This window comes from Brevundimonas sp. EAKA, from assembly GCF_000698025.1.
Classification (GTDB): Bacteria; Pseudomonadota; Alphaproteobacteria; order Caulobacterales; family Caulobacteraceae; genus Brevundimonas; species Brevundimonas mediterranea_A.
The window spans coordinates 1-22,642 of record NZ_JMQR01000030.1 but is presented as its reverse complement, the minus strand read 5'-3'; the positions used below and the strand labels follow the sequence as shown (position 1 = coordinate 22,642).

Below are 22,642 nucleotides of genomic sequence, written 5' to 3'. Positions count from 1 at the left end.
GCTGTGGGTCGGGGTGACGATCTTCGTGACCGGGACGGCAACGGCGGCGTTCGCGCCGTGGCGCAGGGTCGCCGTGGGCGCCCTGATCGTGGTGCTGCTCTACAGCCTGTGGGGCATGGCCAACTCAGCCGCCCTGCTGGTCAAGGGGGGGGGGTGGGCGCCCGCGCTGGGCGGCGCGGGTCATACTTGTCAGGCCGAGGCAATCGGCTCACGAAAGGCCATGCGATCCACTTCCCTGATTGCGGCCCTTCTTGCCGCCCTTGCCTGTAGCGTGAGCCCCGCCATGTCCCAGACGCTTCCCAACACCGCGCCGTGGGACCAGGCCTTCCTGCCGCCCGCACCTCAATGGAACGGGGCGTCCAAGGCCTTGCTGCGCGACGCCTCCGATCCCTGGGTCACGGCGTTCGAGGCCGATCCGGCGCATGATTTCTCGCCCAACTACGCCGACACCCGGGCCTGGTTCGACCGGCTGGATCAGGCGAGCGACCTGATCCGCATCGAACAGTTCGGCGTCTCGCCCGAGGGGCGGCCGATCTATGCAGTGATCGCGTCCAAGGATGGCCCGACCTTCGATCCGGCCAAGCCGGTGCTGATGATCCAGGCGGGCATCCACCCCGGCGAGATCGACGGCAAGGACGCGGGCATGATGGTGCTGCGCGACATCGCCTTCTACGGCAAGGACGCCCTGCTGGACCGGGTCAATCTGATCCTGATCCCGATCCTGAGCGTGGACGGGCATGAGCGGGCCAGCGCCTATTCCCGGCCGAACCAGCGCGGGCCGCGCATTCAGGGCTGGCGCAATACGGCGACGAACCAGAACCTGAACCGCGACTATCTGAAGCTGGACCAGCCCGAGATGCGGGCGGTGCGGGGCCTGATCCTGAAATACCGGCCGGACCTGTATGTCGACGTCCACGTCACCGACGGCCTGGATTACCAGTACGACGTCACCTACGGCTTCAACGGCGAGGACGGGTCGTTCAGCCGCTCGCCGCACAGCTCGGCCTGGCTGGACACGGTGTTCAAGCCGGCGATGAACGGAGCGCTGGAGCGCGAGGGTCATATCCCCGGCGAGCTGGTGTTCGGCATCGACGACGACGAGCCGAAGAAGGGGCTGTCGGACGGCGGCCTGGGCGAGCGGTTCTCGAACGGCTGGGGCTCTGCGGCCCATGTGCCGACCATATTGATCGAGAACCACAGCCTGAAGCCGCACGAGCAGCGGGTGCTGGGCACGTATGTGTTCATCGAAGAGGCGATGCGGATGCTGGCGGATCAGGGCGCGGCGCTGAAGGCGGCGACGGATCAGGACCGGGCCCTGCGTCCCGCCGAAATCCTGGCGAACTTCGAGGCGGAAGAGGCCCCCTCCTCCACGCGGCCGTTCAAGGGCGTTCTGTACGAGATGTACCACAGCCCGGCCTCGGGTCGCGACGAGGTGCGCTGGTTGGGCCGGCCCGATCCCGAGTTGTGGTCGATGCCCTTCTATGGGTCCAAGCCGACGCTGACCCTGAACCGCCCGACGGCCTATTGGATACCGAGCTATCGCACCGACATCATCGAGCGGCTGAAGATCCACGGCGTCGAGATGGAGACGGTCGAGGCGCCGCGCACGATCAACCTGTCGATGTTGCGCCTGGTCGAGCCGAAACTGGCGACGCGGGCCAACGAAGGTCATGTCCAGGCCTCGGTGAAGACGGTCGAGATCGAGCGCCGTGACTGGACCTTCCCGACCGGTTCGGTGCGCGTGCCGACCGATCAGCCGCTGGGCGACATCGTGGTGCTGCTGCTGGAGCCGCAGTCCAGCGAGAGCTTCTTCGCCTGGGGCATGTTCCCCGAGGTCATGAGCCGGGTCGAATATATCGAGGCCTACGCCATCGCGCCCCTGGCGGAAAAGATGCTGGCCGCCGACCCGGCGCTGAAGGCCGAGTTCGAGGCCAAGCTGGCCGCCGAGCCCGCGTTCGCCGCCGATCCGCAGGCGCGGCTGGCCTGGTTCTATGAGCGGACGCCCTTCTACGACGACCGCTATCTGCTCTATCCCGTCGGCCGCGAGGACTGATCGATGACCACACCCCTGATGCAAGCCGTCCAGGCCGCCGCCCTGTGGAGCGGCCTGCTGATCCTGCTGATGCTGGTCCTGTCGGGGATAGTGGTCAGCGGGCGGCGCAAGCACATGGTCTCGTTCGGCGACGGCGGGAACCCCGATCTGGCGGCCGCGACCCGCGCTTTCGGCAACTGCGCCGAATATGCGGCGCCGGGCATGATCGCCATGCTGTTGCTGGCCGCCGTCGGCGCTCCGGCGTGGATGGTGCATGCCGTCGGCGCGACCCTGCTGGTCGGGCGCGTGGTCCATGCCCTGGGCCTGCTGTTCCAGACGGGGCCGTCGCTGGGCCGTGTCATCGGCATGTTGCTGACCTGGGTGGCGCTGCTGACCGCCGCCGTCGGCCTGATCGCCTTCGCCGTCGTCTGATCCTGTTGCAGCGCAACAGGTTGCGGCGCGGCGGGGTGTCCGCCATATCGGGGCATGACCGACACCCTAGATGCGCCTGTTTCCACCGATCTTCTGCCCGATCTTCTGAATGACATCGTCCAGGCGGCCCTGAGGGCCGGCGCCGACGCCGCCGAGGCGGTCAGCGCCGATCGTCGGTCCCTGTCGGTCGGGGTGCGCAACGGCAAGCTGGAAGACGTGGAGCGTGAGGAATCGCGCGATCTGGGCCTGCGGGTCTTCGTCGGCCAGCGTCAGGCCTCGGTGTCGGCGTCGGACCTGTCGCCCGAAACCCGCACCCGCCTGGTGGAACGCGCCGTGGCCATGGCGCGCCTGGCGCCGGAAGATCCCCACGCCGGTTTCGCCCCCGAAGATCGGCTGGCGCGCGGGCCCTTCGTCGATCTGGACCTGTTCGATCCCAGCGAACGGACCGCCTTGATTCTGGAACAGGTTTCCGCCGAGGCCGAGACAGCGGCGCTGGCGGTCGAGGGCGTCGCCCGATCCGAGGGCGGGCATGCGTCCTGGTCGTCCAGCCAATGGCGACTGGTCACCTCGCACGGGTTCGAAGGCGACTATCGGGGCTCGGCCTTTTCGCTGGGCGTCGGGGTGATCGCCGAAAAGGACGGGGCCATGGAGCGTGGCGGCGAGAGCCGTTCGACCCGGCATCTGGTCGACCTGCCGGGCGCCGAGATCATCGGGCGCACGGCCGGCGAGCGCGCCGTGGCCCGAACCGGGGCGCGCAAGATCGCCTCGACCACCGCCCCGGTCATCTTCGACAACCGCATGGCCGGCCAGATCGTCTCGCCGGCCATCGGCGCCATTTCGGGCCCGTCGATCGCGCGGGGCACCTCCTTCCTGAAGGACCGGATGGGCCAGAGGGTGTTCGCCGAAGGGGTGACCCTGATCGACGATCCGTTCCGGCCGCGCGGCCTGGGATCGACGCCGTTCGACGACGAAGGGGTCGCGGTCGAGCGGCGCGCCCTGTTCGACGACGGCGTCCTGACCACCTGGCTGCTGAACTGCGCCTCGGCCCGCCAACTGGGCCTGCAGTCCACCGGTCACGCCTCGCGCGGCCTGGCGGGACCGCCGGGGGTCGGAACCCACAATCTGCACATGGAGCCGGGCGACCGCGATCTGGCCGGCCTGATGGCCGATGCGGGGACGGGTCTGCTGGTCACGTCGATGTTCGGGCCGTCGCTGAACGGAAACACCGGCGACTGGTCCGCCGGGGTGTCCGGCTTCTGGTTCGAGAACGGCGAGATCGCCTATCCGGTCAACGAGGTCACGGTGGCCGGCAAGCTGCCCGAGCTTTATCTGCGCCTCCAACGCGGGTCGGACCTGGAGTTCCGGGGCGGGTTCAATGTGCCCAGCCTGATGTTCGACGCGGTGGCCATAGCGGGCAAATGATCGATCTAGCCTCAGATCTGGAGCTGATCCGCCAGGCGGCGATCGACGCCGGGGCGCTGGCGGTCGCAGAGCGCGAGGCCGGGCTGAGGATCGAGTCCAAGGTCGGCGGGTCGCCCGTCACCAGCGGCGACCTGGCGGTGGACGCCATGCTGAAGGACCGGCTGCTGGCCGCCCGGCCCGACTATGGCTGGCTGTCGGAAGAGACGGCGGACACGCCCGAACGCTTGTCGAAGCGCCGAATCTTCGTCGTCGATCCGGTGGACGGCACGGTGGCCTATATGAAGCGCCAGCCCTGGTGGTGCGTGCCCATCGCGGTCGTCGAGGACGGCCAGGTGGTGGCCGCCGCCATCCATGCGCCCGAGGTTCAGGAAACCTATGCGGCGGCGCGCGGCGGCGGCGCGCAGCGCAATGGGGCCGTGATCCGGGCGTCCGACGCCGAGACCCTGGACGACGCCTCGGTGCTGGGCGATGCGCGGATGATCGAGGGGTCGCATTGGGACGAGCCCTGGCCGGTGCTGCGGTTCGCCAAGCGCAACGCCCTGGCCTACCGGATGGCCCTGGTCGCCGCCGGCGCCTTTGACGCCGCCCTGGCCCTGACGCCCAAATGGGACTGGGACGTGGCCGCGGGCAGCCTGATCGCCGAAGAGGCCGGCGCCCGCGTCACCGACCATCACGGCCGGCCGTGGCGGTTCAACCGACCCGATCCGCGTCAGGCCAGCCTGGTCTGCGCCGCTCCGGCCCTGCACCCGCTGATCGTTCGGCGCTGTAAAAACGTGCCGCTATCGACCTAAGGCTTGGGTTGAAAAACCCTGTCATACATTGATCCTTAGGCGTTCTGGGCCTATGCCCCGGCAAAGCCCTCCCCAGACTTCAAGGACACCCGATGGTCGATCAATCCTCCGTCCCGCCCCAGCTGCTTCACCTCGTCATCGGCGGCGAACTGCGTCACCTGGGCGAGCCGACGTTCCGCGATCTTTCGCAAATCGAATTCGTCGGCGCCTTCGGCAGCTACGACGAAGCCAAGAAGGCCTGGAAGGCCCGCGCTCAGGCGACGGTCGACAACGCCCACATGCGCTATTTCATCCTGCACGCCCACAAGCTGATCGACCCGCGCGGCGACGCGGCCTGATCCTGCGACATCAGGGAGCCGAACCGGCTCCCTGATCCGACGTTGAAGTCTGGATGCGAGGAAGAACATGAACCTGGAACCGCAACAGATCTTCCAACTGGTCAGCCTGCTGGCGGTGCTGGCCCTCTTCAGCATCTCGCTGCGCGGGCAGATCGGGTATGCGCGCTGGTTCAAGAAGTGGGAGGCCGACCGCAAGGCGCGGCGCGACGCCGAGCTTGATGCGGAAGCCCGCGAACGCGGAGACCAGCCCCCGAAAGGCCCCTGGGGCTGAGCCGCCGCTCCTTCACGCCCGTAACCCGGACTTGTTCCTAGGGTGACGGATGCAGAGACAGCGTGGCCTACTCCCGCTTCAGCAACTTCTCGGTCAGCAGCGTGCCCCACCAGCCGGCCTTGAACTCGGCGCGGATCGCCTTGGGGTCGTAGTCGGGGCTGTCGATCCAGTCGATGAAACTGATCCCGCGCGGCTCGATCTCGCTGACGTATTTCTCCAGCGTATAGTCCAGCACACCGGTGAGGCCCTCGCGCGAGTGGAGGTACTTCTTCGACAGCTCCGCCATGGCGACCGAGATCGGTTCGCCCAGATGGAAGTGGCGATAGAAGACGGCCATCATGCCCGCCCGGTCCGCACCCGACTTGCAGTGGATCAGCACCGGGTATTCGATGGTCGTGAACAGGCGACGCGCGCGGTGAATCCGGTCCGTCTCGGGCGGGTCGCGCGAGTCCAGCGGCGCGTCGATCAGGGTCAGGCCCAGGCGTTCGCAGGCTTCCTTCTCCAGCCAGTAATAGCCCTCGTCGCGTTGGCCGCGCAGATTGATGACAGTCTTGACGCCCTTCTTCTTCCAATAGGCCAACTGGCGCGGCGACGGCTGGTTGGTGCGCACAAGGTCTGGACCCAGCCAGTGGGCGTTGGAAAACGCCAGGCGCAGGAAGGCGTGGTCCGCCCAGAAATAGTGCCAATGCGCCCGGAAACGGCCCATCGCGGTCGAAAGATCAAAGCGCGCCATGGCCGCCAGATAGCGATCCTGAGCCGCCGCGTCATCCTCCGCTTGCGACGGGGGCCGTGGCGGCCCCGCCCTGCGGCGCCCGACCCTCGATCCAGAAGATGAAGATCGAGGCGCCGACGACCAGGGCGGCGCCAGGCCAGAACCAGATCGAGGGCGTCTGGCCCAGCAGAAGCCAGCCCACGAGACCGGCCAGCGGCGCTTTCAGATCGGCGAAGGGCTGAAGATAGGCCGCGTCGGCCAGCCTGTAGGCGGAGGCCAGGAGATATTGCGCAGCGGCCGTCAGGCCGCCCAGGGCCAGCAACAGCAGCAGACCCGCGCCCTGCGGCAGGGCGAAGGCCAGGTCCGTCGCCACTCCGGCCGGAAGGGCGAAGGAGAAGGCGTTCGCCAAGAGCAGAAGCGCTAGATGGCTGGGCGTGATCAGGACCAGCAGGGATACGGTCAGGGTTTCGGGCGTCTCCTCCCGGGCCAACCAGCGGGTCATCACATCGGTGACGGCCCAAAGGGCGGCGGCCAGGACCGGGGTCAGGGCGGCCCATCCCAGGCCTTCGGCTCCGACGCCTGAGACAATGACGGCGCCGATGAAGCCGATCACCGCTGCGCCGATCCGCGAGGCCGACACCCGCTCCCCCAGAAACAGGGTCGAGCCGATGATGACGAACAGGGGGCCGGTCGCCAACAGCGTCACCATCTGCCAGATCGGCACGCCCGAGACGAAGCCGTAGACGAAGACGTGCACACCCAGGGCCGATGCAAAGGCGCGGATCAAATGCGCCAGGGGCCGGCGCGTCTTCAGCTTGTCCAGTCCGATCCGCACCACGATCGGCAGCATCAGGACCGAAGCGATCAGATATTGCCAGAAGGCCATGCCCGTCGAACTCATGCCGGACTGGCGCGGCAGGACCGATTGCAGGGTGTTGCCACCGGCGAAGACAAGACTGGCCGACAGCATCAACAGCGCGCCCCAGGCGGCGGCGCGGGAGGAAGGCGAGGAAATCTGGTTCAATGGTCGTCCTTTCCGTAACCAGTTTTCCAGGGTTACGGGCGACGACGCGCCGCGCCCGCCGCTCAAGCACGAGCGACGAACGCCGCGAGGCGTTGGGTCCCGTTCTCTTTCATCCGGACTATACCGTCGGCCCCGGAATCACACCGGATCTGCTGACCTCCCCAAGCCGGGGGAGCGCTCGCGGGCTTGGCGTCGCCGCCTTACCGCCGGTGGGGAATTGCACCCCGCCCTGAGAACACTGCAGGCGAACCTGCGCACCCTACTTAGAAAAAGGCCGCTCGATCTTCAACCTGATCCGGGCCGACGAGGAGGGGCGTCCGCTGACGCCTTCGCCTGACAAGCCTTGACTTGAGGAGCGGCTCGGACGACCGAAGGCCGATGACCGCGCCCGCTTCCGAGACCATGCCCCTGCGCGCCCTGCTGGCGCGGATCTGGCGCGATTACCTGTCCCGGCACAAGGGATCGCTGATCCTTTCGGTGCTGTGCGCGGCGATGACGGGTCTACTTACGGCGGCCCTGCTGAAACTGCTGGAACCGGCGGTGAACGGCCTGTTCCTGGGCGGGACCGAGCCGATCAGCCTGTTCGGGGTCGTCAGCTTCCCCGCAGACAAGGCTATCATCTGGATTCCGGCCGCCATCCTGGCGGTCGCGGTGATGCGGACCCTGGCGGCGCTGGGCCAGGCGGCCCTGGTCAACCGGCTGGGTCACACGATCGTCGGCGACATCCAGATCCGTCTGTTCGGGGCCATGATCCGCGCCGATCTGGCCCGGTTGCGCAGCCAGCATTCGGGCGGCTTCGTCTCGTCGGTTCTGTTCGACGCCAATATGGTGCGCGAGGCCTTCACCTCGGGCGTGGTCAACTACACTCAGAACCTGCTGACCCTGATCGCCGTGCTCATCTATATGGGGTTCATCGACTGGCAGCTGACCGTCGTGGTGCTGCTTGGGGTGCCGCTGGTGGCGCTGGTGCTGCGCCGGTTCGGGCGCAAGACCCGCAAGGCCGCGCAAGGCGCCATGGCCGAGACCGAGAACCTGTCCACCGCCCTGATGGAGAATCTGGACGGGGTTCGCCTGATCAAGATCGAGAACCGCGAGGCGGCCGAGCAGGACCGCGTCGCAGAGGTGGTGGCCCGTCGCCAGCGCCACGTCATCAAGGGCGCCAACGCCCGCGCCTTCGCGGGACCGTCCAGCGATCTGGTGGCCTATATCGTTGTCGCTGCCGTCATGGCCTATGCCGGATGGCGGGCGCAGTCGGACGAGATGACGGTCGGCGGTTTCGCCGCCTTCATCGGCATGTTGCTGGCCGCCGGTCAGGCCCTGCGGCAGGTCACGAACCTGGCGACGGTCATGAGCGAGGGCTTCACCGCCGCTCGCCGCCTGTTCGGCGCCCTGGACATTGAGGCCGAGATCCGCGAGGCGCCTGATGCGGCGCCCCTGTCCCCCGGGCCAGTCGAGGTGGTGCTGGACCAGGTGTCGTTCGCCTATGGGCCGGGCGGCGCGCCGACGCTGGATCAGGTGTCGTTGCGGGTGGCCCCCGGCGAGACCGTGGCCCTGGTCGGCCCGTCGGGCGGGGGCAAGAGCACGATATTGAGCCTGTTGCCGCGTTTCTATGACGTGACGGGCGGGGCGGTGACGATCAATGGGCGGGACGTGCGTGGGCTGCGGATCAACGACCTGCGCGACCATATCGCCCTGGTGACGCAGGAGCCCTTCCTGTTCGACGACACCATCGCCGCCAATATCGCCTATGGGCGGCCGGGCGCCACGCAAGCCCAGATCGAGGAGGCCGCGCGTTCGGCCGCCGCCCATGACTTCATCACCGCCCTGCCCGAAGGTTACGAGACCCGCGCCGGCGAGGCGGGCCTGCGTCTGTCCGGCGGCCAGCGCCAGCGGATCGCCATCGCCCGCGCCTTCCTGAAGGACGCGCCGATCCTGCTGCTGGACGAGGCGACCAGCGCCCTGGACACCGAGAGCGAGGCCCTGGTCCAGGCGGCGCTGGAGCGGTTGATGGAAGGGCGCGCCACCCTGATGATCGCCCACCGTCTGTCGACCGTTCGCAACGCCGACCGCATCTATGTGATCGAGGCCGGACGCGTGGTGGAGGAAGGCCCGCACGTCGTCCTGGTCGCGCGCGGCGGCCTCTATTCCCGACTGGCCCGCCAGCAGTCTCTGGACGGGACGCCGCCCACGGTCGAGACCGTCGCGTGAGGCCGCTGCGCAACCCGGTGATCCAGTCCGTCCTGGCCTGGGCGCTGGCGCAGTGGATGCAGTTCTGCTTCGCCACCATCCGCTGGACCCACGAGAACCAGACGGTCGCCGAACAGGTCTGGGCTCACGGCGGCGGCGTGCTTTGCGTCTTCTGGCATTCGCGGATCGGCCTGGCCCCGGCGTCGTGGCCGCTGGACCGGGCGCAACCGGCGAAGGGGCTGATCTCGCTGTCGGCCGACGGCGAGTTCATCGCCAAGGCCGTGGCGCGTCAGGGCTTTCCCGCCGTCCGCGGTTCGTCGGCCAACAAGGACAAGGCCGACCGGGCCAAGGGCGGGTCGCAGGCCCTGCGCGACGGCTTGAAACAGTTGAAGATCGGCGCCCTGGCCGTGACGCCCGACGGGCCGCGCGGCCCGGCCCATACCATGGCCGAAGGCCTGCCCCTGATGGCGAAACTGTCGAAGGCGCCGGCCCTGTTCATCGGCCTGTCGTGTAATCCGGCGATCCGCCTGAACAGCTGGGACCGCGCCGTCCTGCCCCTGCCCTTCGGCAAGGGGGCGATCGTCTGGGACCGCGCCGAATTCCCCGAGGGCGGCGACATGGCCGCCGTCATCGAGGACTGGACGGCCCGCATGAACGCGGTCGAGGCGCGGGCTGACGCGATCACGGGGCTGAAGCCGTGACGCCCCTGCCGCTGCTGGCCTATCGACTGCTGACCCGCGCACTGGAGCCGCTCGCCCCGCGCCTGCTGGACGCCCGCGCGCACAGGGGCAAGGAAGACCCCGCGCGCGTCGACGAGCGGCTGGGCTTCACCCGCGCCGAACGACCCGCCGGCGATCTGGTCTGGCTGCACGGCGTCAGCATGGGCGAAACCCTGTCGCTGCTGCCCCTGGTCGAACGGTTCGTGAAGACCCGGCCGGACCTGACGGTGCTGGTGACATCGGGCACCGTGACCTCGGCCCGGATCCTGGCCGAACGGCTGCCCAAGGGCGCCATCCACCAGTATGCGCCGGTCGACGGGCCCGGCGTCGTGGCGCGGTTTCTGGATCATTGGCGGCCCAGCCTGGCGATCTTCGTCGAGAGCGAACTGTGGCCGAACATGCTGCTGGAGGCGCATCGGCGCGGCGTCAAACTGGCGCTGGTCAGCGCACGGATCACCGAAAAGACGGTCGAGGGCTGGGCGCGGTTTCCGGCCTCGGCGCGGGCGCTGACCGGGGTCTTCGACCTGGTCCTGCCCCAGGATCAGGCGTCGGGTGAGCGATTGGAGCGCCTGGGTGCGCGGATCGACGGCCTGGTCAATCTGAAGCTGGCGGGCGACGCCCTGCCCCTTGACGCCGCCGCCTTCAGCCGCCTGAGCGCCGCCATCGGGGACCGGCCGGTGGTCGTCGCCGCCAGCACCCATGAAGGCGAAGAGATCGCCATTGTCCGCGCCCTGGATAAGCTGGCGGACCGCGCCTGCCTGATCCTGGCGCCGCGCCATCCGGAACGGGGGCCGCATATCGCCACAGCCCTGCAGCGAGAGGGCGTGGCCTTCGCCATGCGGTCGCGGGGCGAGACCATCGGTCGAGACACCGACGTCTATCTGGCCGACACCCTGAACGAGATGGGGCTGTTCCTGCGGTTGGCGGATGTGGTGGTGATGGGCGGATCGTTCGCCCCTGCCCTGGGCCTGCCTGCGGTGGGCGGGCACAATCCGCTGGAGCCGGCGCGGCTGGCGCGGCCGACCATCACCGGACCCGACGCCTCCAACTGGGCCACCGTGACCTCGGCCCTGGCCCAGGCCGGAGGGTTGGTCCTGGTTCAGGCGCCTTGGGACCTGCCCGGCGCGGTCGAGCCCTTGCTGGCCGATCCTGCGGCGGCCAAGGCCATGGGCGAGCGCGCCCGGCGCGCCGCCGCCGAAGCGGGCGGCGGATTGGACCGGTTGTGGGCCTTCCTGTCGCCGCTGACGCCGAAGACGGCGACCAGAACGGGTTCGGGCCGATGAAGCTGAACACCCCTCGCTGGTGGTATGTCCGCGATCGCAGCCACGCCCGGCTGACCCGCACCCTGCTGAAGCCCCTGGGCTGGATCTGGGCCGGCGTCACGGCGCGGCGGATCGCGCGGGCGGTCCCGGTCGATCCCGGCTGTGCGGTGATTTCGGTCGGCAATCTGACGGTGGGCGGATCGGGCAAGACGCCGGTGGCGCGCGAGGTGTTGCGACTGCTGCGGATGGCAGGCGTAGAGGCTCAGGCCCTGTCGCGCGGCTACGGCGGGCGGCTGGAGGGGCCGGTGCGCGTTGATCTGCAGATCCATACCGCCGAGGACGTCGGCGACGAGCCCCTGATGCTGGCGCAAGCCTCGCCCGCCTGGATCGCGCGGGATCGGGTCGCGGGCGCGCGGGCGGCGGCCGAGGGCGCGCAGGTGCTGGTGCTGGACGACGGCCATCAGAACCCCGCCTTGAAGAAGACGGTCAGCCTGATCGTCGTGGACGGCGAGACGCGCGAGGACGAATGGCCGTTCGGCGACGGCTCGGTGTTTCCATCAGGTCCGATGCGCGAGCCCCTGGCGGCGGGACTGGCGCGCGCCGACGCCGTGGTGGTGATGCTGCCCGCCGATGTCGAGACGGTCGATCCCGAACTGGTGGCGACCTTCGGCGCCCTGCCCGTCTTCCTGTGCCGCCTGACGCCCGAAGGTCCGCCGCCGGCCGGGCCGCAGGTCGGCTTCGCCGGCATCGCCAAGCCCTGGAAGGTCGAGCGGTCGCTGAAGGCGGCGGGCTGCGACCTGGCGGACTTCGTCCCCTTCCCGGATCATGCGGCCTATAGACCCGAGGACATGGCCTTCCTGCGGGCGCGGGCGGCGGTGTTCCAGGCCGGTCTGGTCACGACGGAAAAGGACTGGGTCCGGCTGACGCCCGACCAGCGGGCCAATGTGACGGCCTGGCCGGTGGTCGCCCGCTTCGAGGATCAGGCGGGGTTCGCCGCCTTCCTGAACGCCCGTCTTCAGTCGGCGCGATAGACGGCTCCGCCCTTCATCACGAACTTCATCCGCTCCAGTTCGGTCACGTCCGTCAGCGGATCGCCCGACACCGCGACGATGTCGGCCGGCATGCCGGGCGCGATCTTTCCGGCCTCGCTGGAAATCCGCAGATGTTCGGCGGCCCCGACGGTGGCCGCCTGGATCGCCTCCAGGGGCGTCAGGCCGGCGCGGACCAGGAGCGCGAACTCCTGAGCATTGTCGCCATGGGCCGAGACGCCGCTGTCCGTGCCGAAGGCGATCCTTACCCCACCCTCATGCGCGCGGCGCGCCATGTCCAGCATCTTTGGCCCCGCCTCCAGCGCCTTGGCGGTCTGGGCCGGGGTGAAGAAGTTGTTGGGGCCCGAGGCGATGCGGGCGACGAAATCGCCGGCCAACAGCGTGGGCACCAGCCAGGCGCCATTGGCTTTGAACAGGCGGATCGACTGGTCGTCCAGATAGGTGCCGTGTTCGATGGAGTCGCCGCCCGCGCGCAGGAAGGCGTTGATCCCGTCCACGCCGTGGGCATGGGCCGTGACCTGGCGGCCCATGCGGTGGGCGCTGTCGACGATGGCGGTCAGTTCGGGGTCGCTGAACTGCTGGCCCAGACCGGCGGCGGTGTTGGACAGGACCCCGCCCGTGGCCGTGATCTTGATGATGTCGGCGCCGGCCCGGACCTGGGTGCGGACGGCGCGCATACAGTCGTCCGCGCCCGAACAGATGCTCTCGGACGACAGCAGATGCATGACGTCGTCGCGATAGCCGTTGATGTCGCCATGGCCGCCATGGATGGAGACCGAGGATCCGGCTGCGATGATGCGCGGTCCCGGCACGTCGCCGTTCCGCACTGCGTTTCTCAGGGCGAAGATCGCCTGATTGCCGGCGCCCAGGTCTGCGACGGTGGTGAAGCCCGCCATCAGGGTGCGGCGGGCGTAGCGGGCGCCCACCATGGCCTGATCGGCGTCGGACAAGGTGACCTCTTCCAGACGGGAATTGGGGTTCTGCTGGCCCGTCAGATGGACGTGGCTGTCGATCAGTCCCGGCAGGACGAAGGCGGTCCGCAGGTCGATGACCTGCCCTTGCGCCGGGTCGCCGACGAAGCCGTCACGCACCTCGACGACCTGGTTCCCTCTGATCACGAGAGTTTTACCGCGCTGCACAACGCCGTTCGACGGGTCGGCCAGCAATCGCCCGGCCTCGACGAACATCGTCGTCGGCTCTGGAGAAACCCCAACCCCTGCGGGGCTTTGCTGCGCCGCCGCGCCTGCGGCCAACGCCCCCCATGCCACCATCGCCAGACCGAAACGCTTCATCGATTTCTCCCCCAAACAGGTGCGCCGCAAAATCGCCCCACAAGGCCAAGGTTGCTTCGCCCGTAACCATTTGAAACAAACACGCCTGAAGACCAACCGCAACGAGGGCGTCGCATGCGGCTATCGAGACGAGGGCTTATTCTGGGCGGATCGGCCATGTTGGCGGGTTGCGCCAGCGCGAGCGCCAAGGCCCCGCTCACCACCGCCGCGACAGTCGCGCCGGTCGTCCCCCCTGCGGCGCCGATCCAGACCGTAAGCGTGACGCCCCCGCCGCTGGATCCGCGCGGTCATGTCCGCAAGGAACTGATGGAACGCGCCATGACGGCGTTGGACGTCCACCACCACAAGATCCCGCTTCGCGACCGCATGTATCTGGTCGATTTTCAGAAATTCTCGGGCGAAGAGCGGCTGTACGAGGTCGATCTGGTCGCCGGCGAGGTCAAGGTCCTGCGCACCTGCCACGGTCGCGGTTCCGACCCCAGCCACTCAGGTTACGCCCAGCGCTTCTCCAATACGCCGGATTCCAACATGTCCTCGGTCGGCGCCTACGCCACCGCCGGCGCCAGCTGGGGGTCGCAACAGGGGCCGAACGTCCTGCTGGACGGGCTGGAATATTCAAACGACAAGGCCCGCGAGCGGGCCATCATCATCCACGGCGCCGACTACGCCGACCCGGACTTCCTGGCGCGCGAAGGCAAGCTGGGTCGCAGCTACGGCTGTTTCTCGGTCGCCCACACCGATCTGCCCGAACTGCGCGAACGCATGGGCGAAGGCCGGCTGCTGTTCGCCTGGGCGTAAGACTCAGGTCCGGGTTTTAGCCTTTGGCTGACGGCCAAGGCCCAAACGCCATACGCGTAAACACCGGCACCTCGACGCCTTTGCTGCGGTCAAAACGCGAAACATGCACCGCCGGCGCGTTGACGTGCGCCAGCCATATGTCGCCGCCTCCAGGCCCGAACGCCTGGATTTCTACGATCTCGCCTCGGAAGACGTCCTCCAAAATTCCAACGGCTTCGGTAACGGCCTCCACGCGAACTCGCGCTCTTCGCAGGAAGACGAAGGCGCCGCCGACCGATGGACCGATTACCACGCCAGTTTTGACGCCCTTGTCGCGCCAGATAAGCAGACCCTCGTCCCCGAAGACCTTCAGACGCGGAAGCGGCGACTGGTATTTGAACTCGGACGCAATCCGCTCAAGGAACTCGCCTGCCGTGAGTTTGCGACGAACTGACATGGGCCGAGTTGGAAGCTTTGCCGCTGTTTCGTCAAATCAAAACCGAAGGTTGGTTGTTGGAGTCAGCCCCGGTCTAGGGCCCGCCAGCCGATATCGGAGCGGTTGAAGCCGCCGGGCCAGTCGATCTTCCGGATGGCGGCATAGGCGCGTTCGCGGGCCTGGGCGATGTCGTCGCCCTCGGCGCAGACGTTCAGGACGCGGCCGCCGGCAGCGCACAGCTGGCCGTCTTCGCGGCGTCGGGTCCCGGCGTGGAAGACCTGGACGTGGGGGCCGAAGTCCTGATCGACGCCGCGAATGATCGACCCCTCCAGCGGGCTGTCGGGATAGCCCTTCGCCGCCATGACGACGCAGATCACCGTCTGGGGCTTGAAGGCCGGGGACGGCAGGCCGGAGACGTCGCCCCGCGCGCAGCCCAGCAGATAGGGGACGATGTCCCCGGCCATCCGCATCATCAACACCTGGCATTCGGGATCGCCGAAGCGGGCGTTGAACTCGACGACCTTGGGGCCCTCGGCCGTGGCCATCAGGCCGGCGTAGAGAACGCCGCGATAGGGAGCGCCTTCCTCGGCCATCTTGCGGATGGTGGGCTGGACGATGAGTTCGTCGGCCTGCTGCACCAGGTCGGCGGTGAAGACCGGAGCGGGGGAATAGGCGCCCATGCCGCCAGTGTTGGGGCCGGTGTCGCCGTCGAAGGCGCGCTTGTGGTCCTGGGCGCCGCCGAACAGGACGGCCTGTTTCCCGTCGCACAGGGCGAACAGCGAGCCCTCCTCGCCGTCCATGAACTCCTCGATCACGTCGCGGGCGCCGGCGGCGCCGAAGCGGCCGCCCAGCATGCGTTCGATCTCGGCCTCGGCGTCGGCGCGATCCGGGCTGATGGCCACGCCCTTGCCGGCGGCCAGGCCGTCGGCCTTGATGACATAGGGAGGCTTGAACACGTCCAGCGCGGCCTTGGCGTCCTTGACCGTGTCATAGACGCCGTAGCCGGCGGTGGGGATTTCGTGGCGTTCCAGGAAGGCCTTGGAAAAGGCCTTGGACACCTCCAGCTGGGCCGCCTTGGCGGTGGGGCCGAAACAGGGGATGCCGGCCGAGGCCAGACGGTCGGCGAGAGCGGCGGCCAGGGCGACCTCGGGCCCGACCACGACCAGGTCCGCCTTGATCTCGCGCGCAAGAGCGGCGAGCCCCTCGGCGTCGTCGGCCTTGACCGAACGGAGCTCGCACAGCTTCTCGATGCCCGGATTGCCGGGGGCGGCGACGAGGCGGGTGACCAGTGGCGACTGGGCGATCTTCCAGGCCAGGGCGTGTTCGCGCCCGCCCGATCCGACGAGAAGAATAATCATGAAGTCGGCAATGACGGGCCTGCGTCGGGCGGTCAAGCGTCCGCCGGGCTGAAGCGTCAGAACAGGGCGGAAAGGACGTAGACGACCAGGCCGATCAGGGCGATCCCGCCGATGATCAGCCAGGGGCTCAAGGCGCCGCCCGCCCCGCTGCGACGCATGAGGTCGCGCTCGCGCGGGTCGCGGTCGTCCGGATCGGTTCCTTGGGGGTCGGCGGCCATGAAAGCCGAACGGGGCGGCGTCGATCCTGTTCCCGCAAGAGGCGACGCAGGCTAGGATGGGCCGATGAGCGACGACTCCTATGTGTTCGAAGGCCCGGCCGAGGCCGCCGCCCCGCGCGACAACAATCCGCCCCTGTCGATCTCCGAACTGTCCTTCGCCCTGAAGCGGACGCTGGAGGAGCGATTCGGCCATGTGCGGCTGAGGGGCGAGGTGTCCAAGGTCAATCGTCACGCCTCGGGCCACATCTATCTGACCCTGAAGGACGACAAGTCGGCCATCGACGGAGTGATCTGGAAGGGATCGGTGCGCGGCCTGGGCGTCCAGCCGGAGGCGGGGCTGGAGGTCATCGTCACCGGCAAGATCACCTCGTATCCGGCGCGGTCGTCGTACCAGATCGTGATCGAGAGCATGGAGGCGGCCGGGGCCGGCGCCCTTTTGGCGCAACTCGAGCGGCTGAAGGTCCGGCTGCGCGAAGAGGGCCTGTTCGAGCCGGGGCGCAAGAAGCCCCTGCCCCAGTTCCCCCGCACCATCGGCGTCATCACCAGCCCGACGGGCGCCGTGATCCGCGACGTCCTGCACCGGATCGCCGAACGCTGGCCCTGCCGGGTGATCGTCTGGCCCGTGGTGGTCCAGGGCGAGGCGGCGTGCGGCCAGGTGTCGAACGCCATCCGCGGCTTCGACGCGATGACTGTCGATGGGCCGATCCCCCGCCCCGACCTGTTGATCGTGGCCCGTGGGGGCGGCTCGGTCGAGGACCTGTGGTGCTTCAACGACGAGGGACTGGCGCGGACGGTGGCGGCGGCGCGGATCCCGATCATCTCGGCCGTGGGGCACGAGACGGACACCACCTTGATCGACTTCGTGTCCGACCGGCGCGCGCCGACCCCCACCGGGGCGGCCGAGATCGCGACGCCGGTGCTGGCGGACCTGAGATATGCGGTCGCCGACCTGGACCGGCGGATGGTCCTGGCGGGCGGGCGGCTGATCGAGGATCGGCGCACGCGGCTGCGGTCCGTGGCGCGGGGTCTGCCGGCGCGGCCGGAGGATCTGCTGGCCCTGGCGCAGCAGCGACTGGACAACGCCGCCAGCCGGCTGGGTTCGGGGCTGCAACGCAATGTCGCCCTGCACGAACGGCATCTGGCCGTGACGGGCGGCAAGCTGAGCCCCGCCCTGCTGCGCGCGAGGATCGAGCGGGGGCAGGACCGGCTGCGCGGCGCGGGCGACCGGCTGGGCGCGGCCTTGCAGGCCGGCGTCGCACGGAGCGAGCGCCGGCTGCTGCAAGTCTCGGCGCGACTGTCGCCCGCCCCCCTGCATCGTCGGCTGGACCAGCGCGATGCGCGGTTGCAGGCGCTTGGGGCGCGGCTGGACGGCGTCATGCCGCGTCGGCTGGAACGGGACGCGGATCGGCTGGCGGGCCTGACGCGCGCCCTGGCCACGCTGGACCCCGGCCGGCCCAAGCCCGGCTTCGCGCGGGTGGAAAATCCGGACGGCGACTGGATCACTTCCGCAGCGACGCTGGAGGCGGGCCAGGCGGTGCGTCTTGTGTTCGGTGACGGCGCAAGGGGCGCGATCATCGACGGCGGCGACGGCCGTACAGCGTCCGCCCCGGCGCGGCCGGCGCCTCGGCCCAAGCCTGCCGCGCCGGGGCAAGGCGACCTGTTCTGACCGGTTCCGTCCGTTTTCCGCTTCGCCCCGGCGGCGCTTCCTGCTAACCGCCGCCCCATGAAGATCCCTCGCATCGCCCTGGCCGCCTATGGCTTCGCCCTTCTGATCATCGTGCTGGACCAGTGGACCAAGGCCTGGATTCTGGGCCTGCCCGACGTCGCATCGATCAGCCAGATCCCGCCCGGCTATGTCTTCGCCGAGGTGCTGCCGCCGATCCTGCGCTTCACCTTTGTTCAGAACACCGGCGTCAGCTTCGGCCTGTTCGGCGGGGGCGAGGCGCGCTGGGGGCTGACCATCTTCTCGGTCATCGTCTCGGCCGGCCTGGCCTGGTGGGCGACCCAGTCGAATCGCCGCCTGCTGATCACCGCCATCGGTTTCGTCATGGGCGGGGCCCTGGGCAATGTCATCGACCGGGTCCGCTTCGGCTATGTGGTCGATTTCATCGACTTCTCCGGCACGGGCGTCTTCCCCTGGGTGTTCAACATCGCCGACAGCGCCATCACCATCGGCGTCATTCTGCTGATTCTGGACAGCTTCCTGTCCGACAAGGCCGCCAAGGCCTGAAACCGGCTTTCGACTGATCCAAAGCCCGTTTCACGGCCTCGGCGAGATCGCCGGCGCAGCGGATCAGGCTCGAAGGTTGGCGCGGCCCCCGAAAAGTCGTAATCACCCCGTCTTCACTATGCCAACAACGCCCGTAGAGGCGTTTCGAGCATCAGCCGATCAGAGCCTGAACCCATGCGTATCCGCAGCGTCGCCGTACTGACCCTCGCCGCCTCCGCCGCGCTCGCCGTGTCGGCCTGCGGCAGCCTCAAGCAAGGCATTGGCCTGACCAAGGTCGTGCCGGACGAGTTCGTGACCGTCTCCACCGCCCCGCTCAGCGTCCCGCCCGAATACGGCCTTCGCCCGCCCGCACCCGGCCAGCCGCGTCCGCAGGAACTCGCGCCTGAAAGCGCCGCCCGTCAGATTCTGCTGGGTCAGCGCCAGGCCGTCACCCGCACCCCGGGCGAGCAGGTCCTGGTCGCCCAGGCCGGCGCCGACCAGGCCGATCCCCTGGCCCGTTACGTCGTCGACGACGAGTTCGGCGACATCGCACATAAGGACGAAAGCTTCGCCAACCGCCTGATGTTCTGGCGCAAGGATGACGCATCGACCCAGGCGCCGACCGTTCGCCAGACCTCGGAAGGTCAGACGACGATCGACGCCACGACCGAGGCCGCGCGTCTTCAGGCCCTGACCGGCGGCCAACAGGCCATCACCATCACCCCGCGTCGCAGCGGCGGCTTCAAGCTGCCCGGTCTCTAAGACCTCTTCGCCTCTTTTCTAAGGACGCCTGCCACGGCGTTGGTCCTCTCGCTGTCGGAAGATAACTGATGCGTCGCGTGCTCTCCGCCCTGGCCGCCGTCTCCATTGCGGCCGCTGTCCTGCCCGTCGCCGCCGAGGCGCAGACCTCGCAGCGCCAGCGTGATCGCGGTTCCAGCGGCCAGCAGGCCGATGGGTCTGAAAATGCGCCCTCCAGCCGCGCGCCGCGCATCGCGCCCCTGCGCCGTCGCGCCAACGCCGGCCCCTGCCCCTTTGTGAAGGTGCTGTACGACGCCGCCCGCTACGTCGAGCTGGAAGGCGGCCGCGCGGCCGTTTCCAACGTCGGCTACACCGGCGAGATCGAAGGCGTGTCCGCCGACTGCGAATACCGCGAGGCCGATCCGATCCGCCTGGATATGGACATCCTGTTCGAGCTGGGCCGTGGCGAAAAGGCGGCGGGCGACCAGAAGACCTATCGCTACTGGGTCGCCGTGACCGAGCGCAACAACGCCATCCTGGCCAAGGAATATTTCGACCTGCCGGTGGATTTCGACGGCCAACGCACCGCCTCGGTTCATGAACAGCGGACCATCGTGATCCCCCGCGCGGGTATCGACACCAGCGGCGGCAATTTCGAAGTCCTGATCGGCTTCGACGTCACGCCGGAAATGGCCGAGTTCAACCGCTCGGGCAGCCGCTTCCGCGTCAACGCCGGCGTGCCGGCCCAAGCCTCTGCGCCGAACCAATAATGGCTGATCTGAAGACCGTCCTCAGCGAAGCGGTCGCCGCCGCCTTCGCCGCCGAAGGCGTGGATGCGGCCCTGGCTCGCGTCACCCCATCCGACCGCCCCGACCTGGCCGACTTCCAGTCGAACGGCGCCCTGGCCGCCGCCAAGGCGCTGAAGGCCAACCCGCGCGAACTGGCGAGCAGGATCGCCGAACGCCTGACCGCCGATCCTCATTTCGCCTCGGTCGAGGTGGCGGGACCGGGCTTCATCAATCTGAAGCTGGCCGATGCGCTGCTGGCCGAACGCGCCGCAGAGGTGGCCGCCGACGCCGAGCATGCGGGCGCCGCCGTGGTGGCCGATCCGCGCAAGGTGGTCATCGACTACGGCGGTCCAAACGTGGCCAAGCCGATGCACGTCGGCCATCTGCGCAGCGCCATCATCGGCGAGAGCCTGAAGCGGTTGTTCCGGTTCAGAGGCGACCACGTCACCGGCGACGCCCATTTCGGCGACTGGGGCTTCCAGATGGGGCTGCTGATCGTCGCCTGTGGCGATGAAGGCCTGGCGGAAGGCTTCCTGGTCGAGGGCGACGGCCCCTTCCCGGCCGACAGCCCCGTGACTCTGGCCGATCTGGACCGGCTGTATCCGCTGGCGGCCGGCAAGGCCAAGGAAGACCCGACCTTCCGCGACCGCGCGCGCAAGGCGACGGCGGAGCTGCAGAACGGACGTCCCGGCTATCGCGCGCTGTGGCGGCATTTCGTGGCGGTCAGCCGCGAGGCGCTGAAGCGCGAATACGGCGACCTGTCGGTCGATTTCGACCTGTGGAACGGCGAGAGCGACGCCGATCCGCAGATGCCGGAAATGCTGGCGCATCTGAAGGCGACTGGTCTGCTGGTCGAGGACGACGGCGCCCAGGTGGTGCATGTCGCCAAGCCGGGTGAGACCCGCAAGAAGAAGCTGGCCGACGGTTCGGTGATCGAGGCCCCCTCGCCCCCGCCCCTGCTGGTGATCAGCTCGGAGGGCTCGGCCATGTACGGCACGACCGACCTGGCCACGATCCTGGACCGCAAGAAGGCCCTGGCGCCGGACCTGGCCCTGTATGTGGTCGACGAACGCCAGGCCGAGCATTTCGAACAGGTGTTCCGCGCCGCCTATCTGGCCGGATACGCCGCCGAAGGGGCGCTGGAGCATCTGGGCTTCGGCACCATGAACGGCCAGGACGGCAAGCCGTTCAAGACCCGGGCCGGCGGGGTGTTGAAGCTGCGCGACCTGATCGATCAGGCGACGGACAAGGCGCGCGAGCGGCTGAAGGAAGCCAAGCTGGGCGACGACCTTTCGCCGGAAGAATTCGAAGCCATCGCGCACAAGGTGGCCATCGCCGCCCTGAAGTTCGCCGATCTTTCGAACGCCCGCACCACCAGCTACGTCTTCGACCTGGACCGGTTCATGAGCTTCGAGGGCAAGACCGGCCCGTATTTGCTGTACCAGTCGGTGCGGATCAAATCCCTGCTGAGGAAGGCCGCCGAACAGGGCGCGACGCCCGGCGCCATCGTCATCGCCGAACAGGCGGAACGCGATCTGGCCCTGACGCTGGACGCCTTCTCGACCGCCGTCTCGGACGCCTATGACAAGCGGATGCCGCATCTGGTGGCCGAACACGCCTATCGGGTGGCCCAGTCCTTCTCGAAATTCTACGCCGCCTGCCCGGTGCTGGTCGCGCCGGACGAGGCGACGCGGGCCTCGCGCCTGGCCCTGTCAGCTGCGGCCCTGCGTCAGCTCGAGACGGCGCTGACCCTGTTGGGGATCGAGACGCCCGAACGGATGTGACCGCCGTTCTGTGACCTGAAAGACGCGGACTCCGCTGCGCTCCTCTGATTAACCTTTACGGGGGACAGGGGGCGGACGACGGATGGGGAAACCCTACGGTCAGCATCACGGGCGCATTCGCATGGCCGATGGGGCCATTCGCGGCTTCGGTCCCGGCGATTTCACGCCGCCGTTCCTGAAACGCCGCGCCGTCCTCTATGTCGACGGCTATAACCTGTTTCACGCCCTGCTGGACCAGAAGCGGCGAGAATGGTTGTGGCTGGATCTGCGGGCCCTGGGGCGGGGGCTGATCGATCCGATGGAGCGGCTGACCGGCGTCGTCTGGGTCAGCGCGCACAAGCCCCAGGCCCGGGCGCGGATGGAGGCGCAGTTCCGCTATGAGACGGCGCTGAGAGCCCGGCGCGTGCGTTGTCTGATGGGCCATTTCGTCGTCCACGGCGAACATTGCCGCGCCTGTGGCCACGGCTGGAGTTCAGCGACGGAGAAACAGAGCGACGTCAACCTGGCCCTGGCGGTGGCGGACGATGTGGCGGCGAACCGGGTCGACAGCGTCTATCTGCTGACCACCGACGGGGACCATGCGGCCACCGTGCGGTTCGTGCGCGAGGCCTATCCGGACAAGCGGATCGTCAGCGTCGCCCCGCCCGGCCGGCTTCACAACCGCCAGATCGCCAGCTGGACCGACGAACTGGTGGGGATCGGCTCCAATCTGCTGGCCCAGTCGATGCTGCCCGACCGACTGAAGACGGCCAAGGGCTGGATCGAACGGCCCGAGGCCTGGAGCGCCCGCCCCAGCCTGCCCC

Annotated in this window: 23 protein-coding genes and 1 riboswitch; of the genes, 17 read left to right on the top strand and 6 right to left on the bottom strand. The window is 68.6% G+C overall.

Going from position 1 to position 22,642, the window contains the following annotated elements:
- Nucleotides 1-220 precede the first annotated feature (220 nt).
- The 6 genes from ER13_RS06460 to ER13_RS06435 all read left to right on the top strand — a co-directional run bounded on the left by ER13_RS06460 (nt 221) and on the right by ER13_RS06435 (nt 5,286).
- Entirely contained in the window at nt 221-2,053 is a 1,833-nt protein-coding gene (locus ER13_RS06460; protein ID WP_035307714.1) for a M14 family metallopeptidase, read from the top strand.
- Nucleotides 2,054-2,056: 3 nt separating this feature from the next.
- Nucleotides 2,057-2,464, top strand: a complete 408-nt coding sequence (locus tag ER13_RS06455; RefSeq protein ID WP_035307697.1) for an MAPEG family protein — start codon at nt 2,057-2,059, stop codon at nt 2,462-2,464.
- A 54-nt stretch (nt 2,465-2,518) separates the two neighbouring features.
- Nucleotides 2,519-3,886, top strand: coding sequence for a TldD/PmbA family protein (locus ER13_RS06450; RefSeq protein WP_008263313.1), 1,368 nt, complete (start codon nt 2,519-2,521; stop codon nt 3,884-3,886).
- Nucleotides 3,883-4,677, top strand: coding sequence for a 3'(2'),5'-bisphosphate nucleotidase CysQ (locus tag ER13_RS06445; RefSeq protein ID WP_008260397.1), 795 nt, complete (start codon nt 3,883-3,885; stop codon nt 4,675-4,677). Before ER13_RS06450 ends, ER13_RS06445 begins: the two co-directional genes overlap by 4 nt.
- Nucleotides 4,678-4,769: 92 nt before the next feature.
- A complete protein-coding gene (locus tag ER13_RS06440; RefSeq protein ID WP_008262601.1) occupies nt 4,770-5,015 on the top strand; it encodes a DUF4170 domain-containing protein in 246 nt (81 codons plus the stop codon).
- Nucleotides 5,016-5,082: 67 nt separating this feature from the next.
- Nucleotides 5,083-5,286, top strand: a complete 204-nt coding sequence (locus ER13_RS06435; protein ID WP_035307695.1) for a hypothetical protein — start codon at nt 5,083-5,085, stop codon at nt 5,284-5,286.
- A 67-nt stretch (nt 5,287-5,353) separates the two neighbouring features.
- Here ER13_RS06435 and ER13_RS06430 read toward each other — a convergent pair whose 3' ends face one another.
- A complete protein-coding gene (locus tag ER13_RS06430) occupies nt 5,354-6,019 on the bottom strand; it encodes a sulfur transferase domain-containing protein (protein WP_008264112.1) in 666 nt (221 codons plus the stop codon).
- A gap of 31 nt (nt 6,020-6,050) precedes the next feature.
- Complete coding sequence (locus tag ER13_RS06425; RefSeq protein ID WP_035307693.1) at nt 6,051-7,022, bottom strand: DMT family transporter; 972 nt, start codon at nt 7,020-7,022, stop codon at nt 6,051-6,053.
- A gap of 97 nt (nt 7,023-7,119) precedes the next feature.
- Nucleotides 7,120-7,263, bottom strand: a riboswitch (FMN riboswitch).
- A gap of 137 nt (nt 7,264-7,400) precedes the next feature.
- Between ER13_RS06425 and ER13_RS06420 the strand changes: the two genes are divergently transcribed.
- The 4 genes from ER13_RS06420 to lpxK are packed head-to-tail and all read left to right on the top strand — an operon-like array spanning nt 7,401 to nt 12,221.
- The gene (locus ER13_RS06420; protein WP_035307691.1) at nt 7,401-9,230 is read left to right on the top strand and encodes an ABC transporter ATP-binding protein; all 1,830 of its coding nucleotides are present in this window, start codon (nt 7,401-7,403) and stop codon (nt 9,228-9,230) included.
- Nucleotides 9,227-9,910: a lysophospholipid acyltransferase family protein gene (locus tag ER13_RS06415; protein WP_035307689.1), complete on the top strand. Its 684-nt coding sequence runs from the start codon at nt 9,227-9,229 to the stop codon at nt 9,908-9,910. Before ER13_RS06420 ends, ER13_RS06415 begins: the two co-directional genes overlap by 4 nt.
- On the top strand, nt 9,907-11,211 hold the full coding sequence (locus tag ER13_RS06410; RefSeq protein WP_035307687.1) for a 3-deoxy-D-manno-octulosonic acid transferase: 1,305 nt from the start codon (nt 9,907-9,909) through the stop codon (nt 11,209-11,211). The genes ER13_RS06415 and ER13_RS06410 overlap by 4 nt, the downstream gene beginning before the upstream one ends.
- Nucleotides 11,208-12,221, top strand: a complete 1,014-nt coding sequence (gene lpxK / locus ER13_RS06405) for a tetraacyldisaccharide 4'-kinase (protein WP_035307710.1) — start codon at nt 11,208-11,210, stop codon at nt 12,219-12,221. The genes ER13_RS06410 and lpxK overlap by 4 nt, the downstream gene beginning before the upstream one ends.
- Here lpxK and ER13_RS06400 read toward each other — a convergent pair.
- Nucleotides 12,206-13,531 carry an amidohydrolase family protein gene (locus tag ER13_RS06400; RefSeq protein WP_035307685.1) on the bottom strand — a complete coding sequence of 442 codons (1,326 nt, stop codon included), beginning with the start codon at nt 13,529-13,531 and terminating at the stop codon, nt 12,206-12,208. The two genes, lpxK and ER13_RS06400, sit on opposite strands and share 16 nt — an antisense overlap.
- Nucleotides 13,532-13,645: 114 nt before the next feature.
- On the opposite strand from ER13_RS06400, the gene ER13_RS06395 reads away from it, so the two are divergent.
- Complete coding sequence (locus ER13_RS06395) at nt 13,646-14,329, top strand: murein L,D-transpeptidase catalytic domain family protein (RefSeq protein ID WP_035307683.1); 684 nt, start codon at nt 13,646-13,648, stop codon at nt 14,327-14,329.
- Between the two features lie 16 nt (nt 14,330-14,345).
- Here ER13_RS06395 and ER13_RS06390 read toward each other — a convergent pair whose 3' ends face one another.
- From ER13_RS06390 to ER13_RS18635, 3 genes are all read right to left on the bottom strand, one after another.
- Nucleotides 14,346-14,765 (bottom strand): hypothetical protein, encoded by a 420-nt coding sequence (locus ER13_RS06390; RefSeq protein ID WP_035307682.1) that lies wholly within the window; start codon nt 14,763-14,765, stop codon nt 14,346-14,348.
- Nucleotides 14,766-14,827: 62 nt separating this feature from the next.
- Nucleotides 14,828-16,102: a phosphoribosylamine--glycine ligase gene (purD, locus tag ER13_RS06385; protein ID WP_035307708.1), complete on the bottom strand. Its 1,275-nt coding sequence runs from the start codon at nt 16,100-16,102 to the stop codon at nt 14,828-14,830.
- A gap of 56 nt (nt 16,103-16,158) precedes the next feature.
- The gene (locus tag ER13_RS18635) at nt 16,159-16,320 is read right to left on the bottom strand and encodes a hypothetical protein (protein WP_008261803.1); all 162 of its coding nucleotides are present in this window, start codon (nt 16,318-16,320) and stop codon (nt 16,159-16,161) included.
- 64 nt (nt 16,321-16,384) lie between these two features.
- On the opposite strand from ER13_RS18635, the gene xseA reads away from it, so the two are divergent.
- From xseA to ER13_RS06355, 6 genes are all read left to right on the top strand, one after another.
- Nucleotides 16,385-17,986: an exodeoxyribonuclease VII large subunit gene (xseA, locus tag ER13_RS06380; protein ID WP_052004928.1), complete on the top strand. Its 1,602-nt coding sequence runs from the start codon at nt 16,385-16,387 to the stop codon at nt 17,984-17,986.
- Between the two features lie 57 nt (nt 17,987-18,043).
- Entirely contained in the window at nt 18,044-18,550 is a 507-nt protein-coding gene (gene lspA / locus ER13_RS06375) for a signal peptidase II (RefSeq protein WP_035307679.1), read from the top strand.
- 174 nt (nt 18,551-18,724) lie between these two features.
- Entirely contained in the window at nt 18,725-19,291 is a 567-nt protein-coding gene (locus tag ER13_RS06370; protein ID WP_008261403.1) for a DUF3035 domain-containing protein, read from the top strand.
- A gap of 68 nt (nt 19,292-19,359) precedes the next feature.
- Complete coding sequence (locus tag ER13_RS06365) at nt 19,360-20,037, top strand: hypothetical protein (RefSeq protein ID WP_008260559.1); 678 nt, start codon at nt 19,360-19,362, stop codon at nt 20,035-20,037.
- Nucleotides 20,037-21,839, top strand: coding sequence for an arginine--tRNA ligase (gene argS, locus ER13_RS06360; RefSeq protein WP_035307677.1), 1,803 nt, complete (start codon nt 20,037-20,039; stop codon nt 21,837-21,839). The genes ER13_RS06365 and argS overlap by 1 nt, the downstream gene beginning before the upstream one ends.
- A gap of 121 nt (nt 21,840-21,960) precedes the next feature.
- On the top strand, nt 21,961-22,642 hold a 682-nt coding region (locus ER13_RS06355), incomplete at its 3' end, for an NYN domain-containing protein (protein ID WP_035307674.1).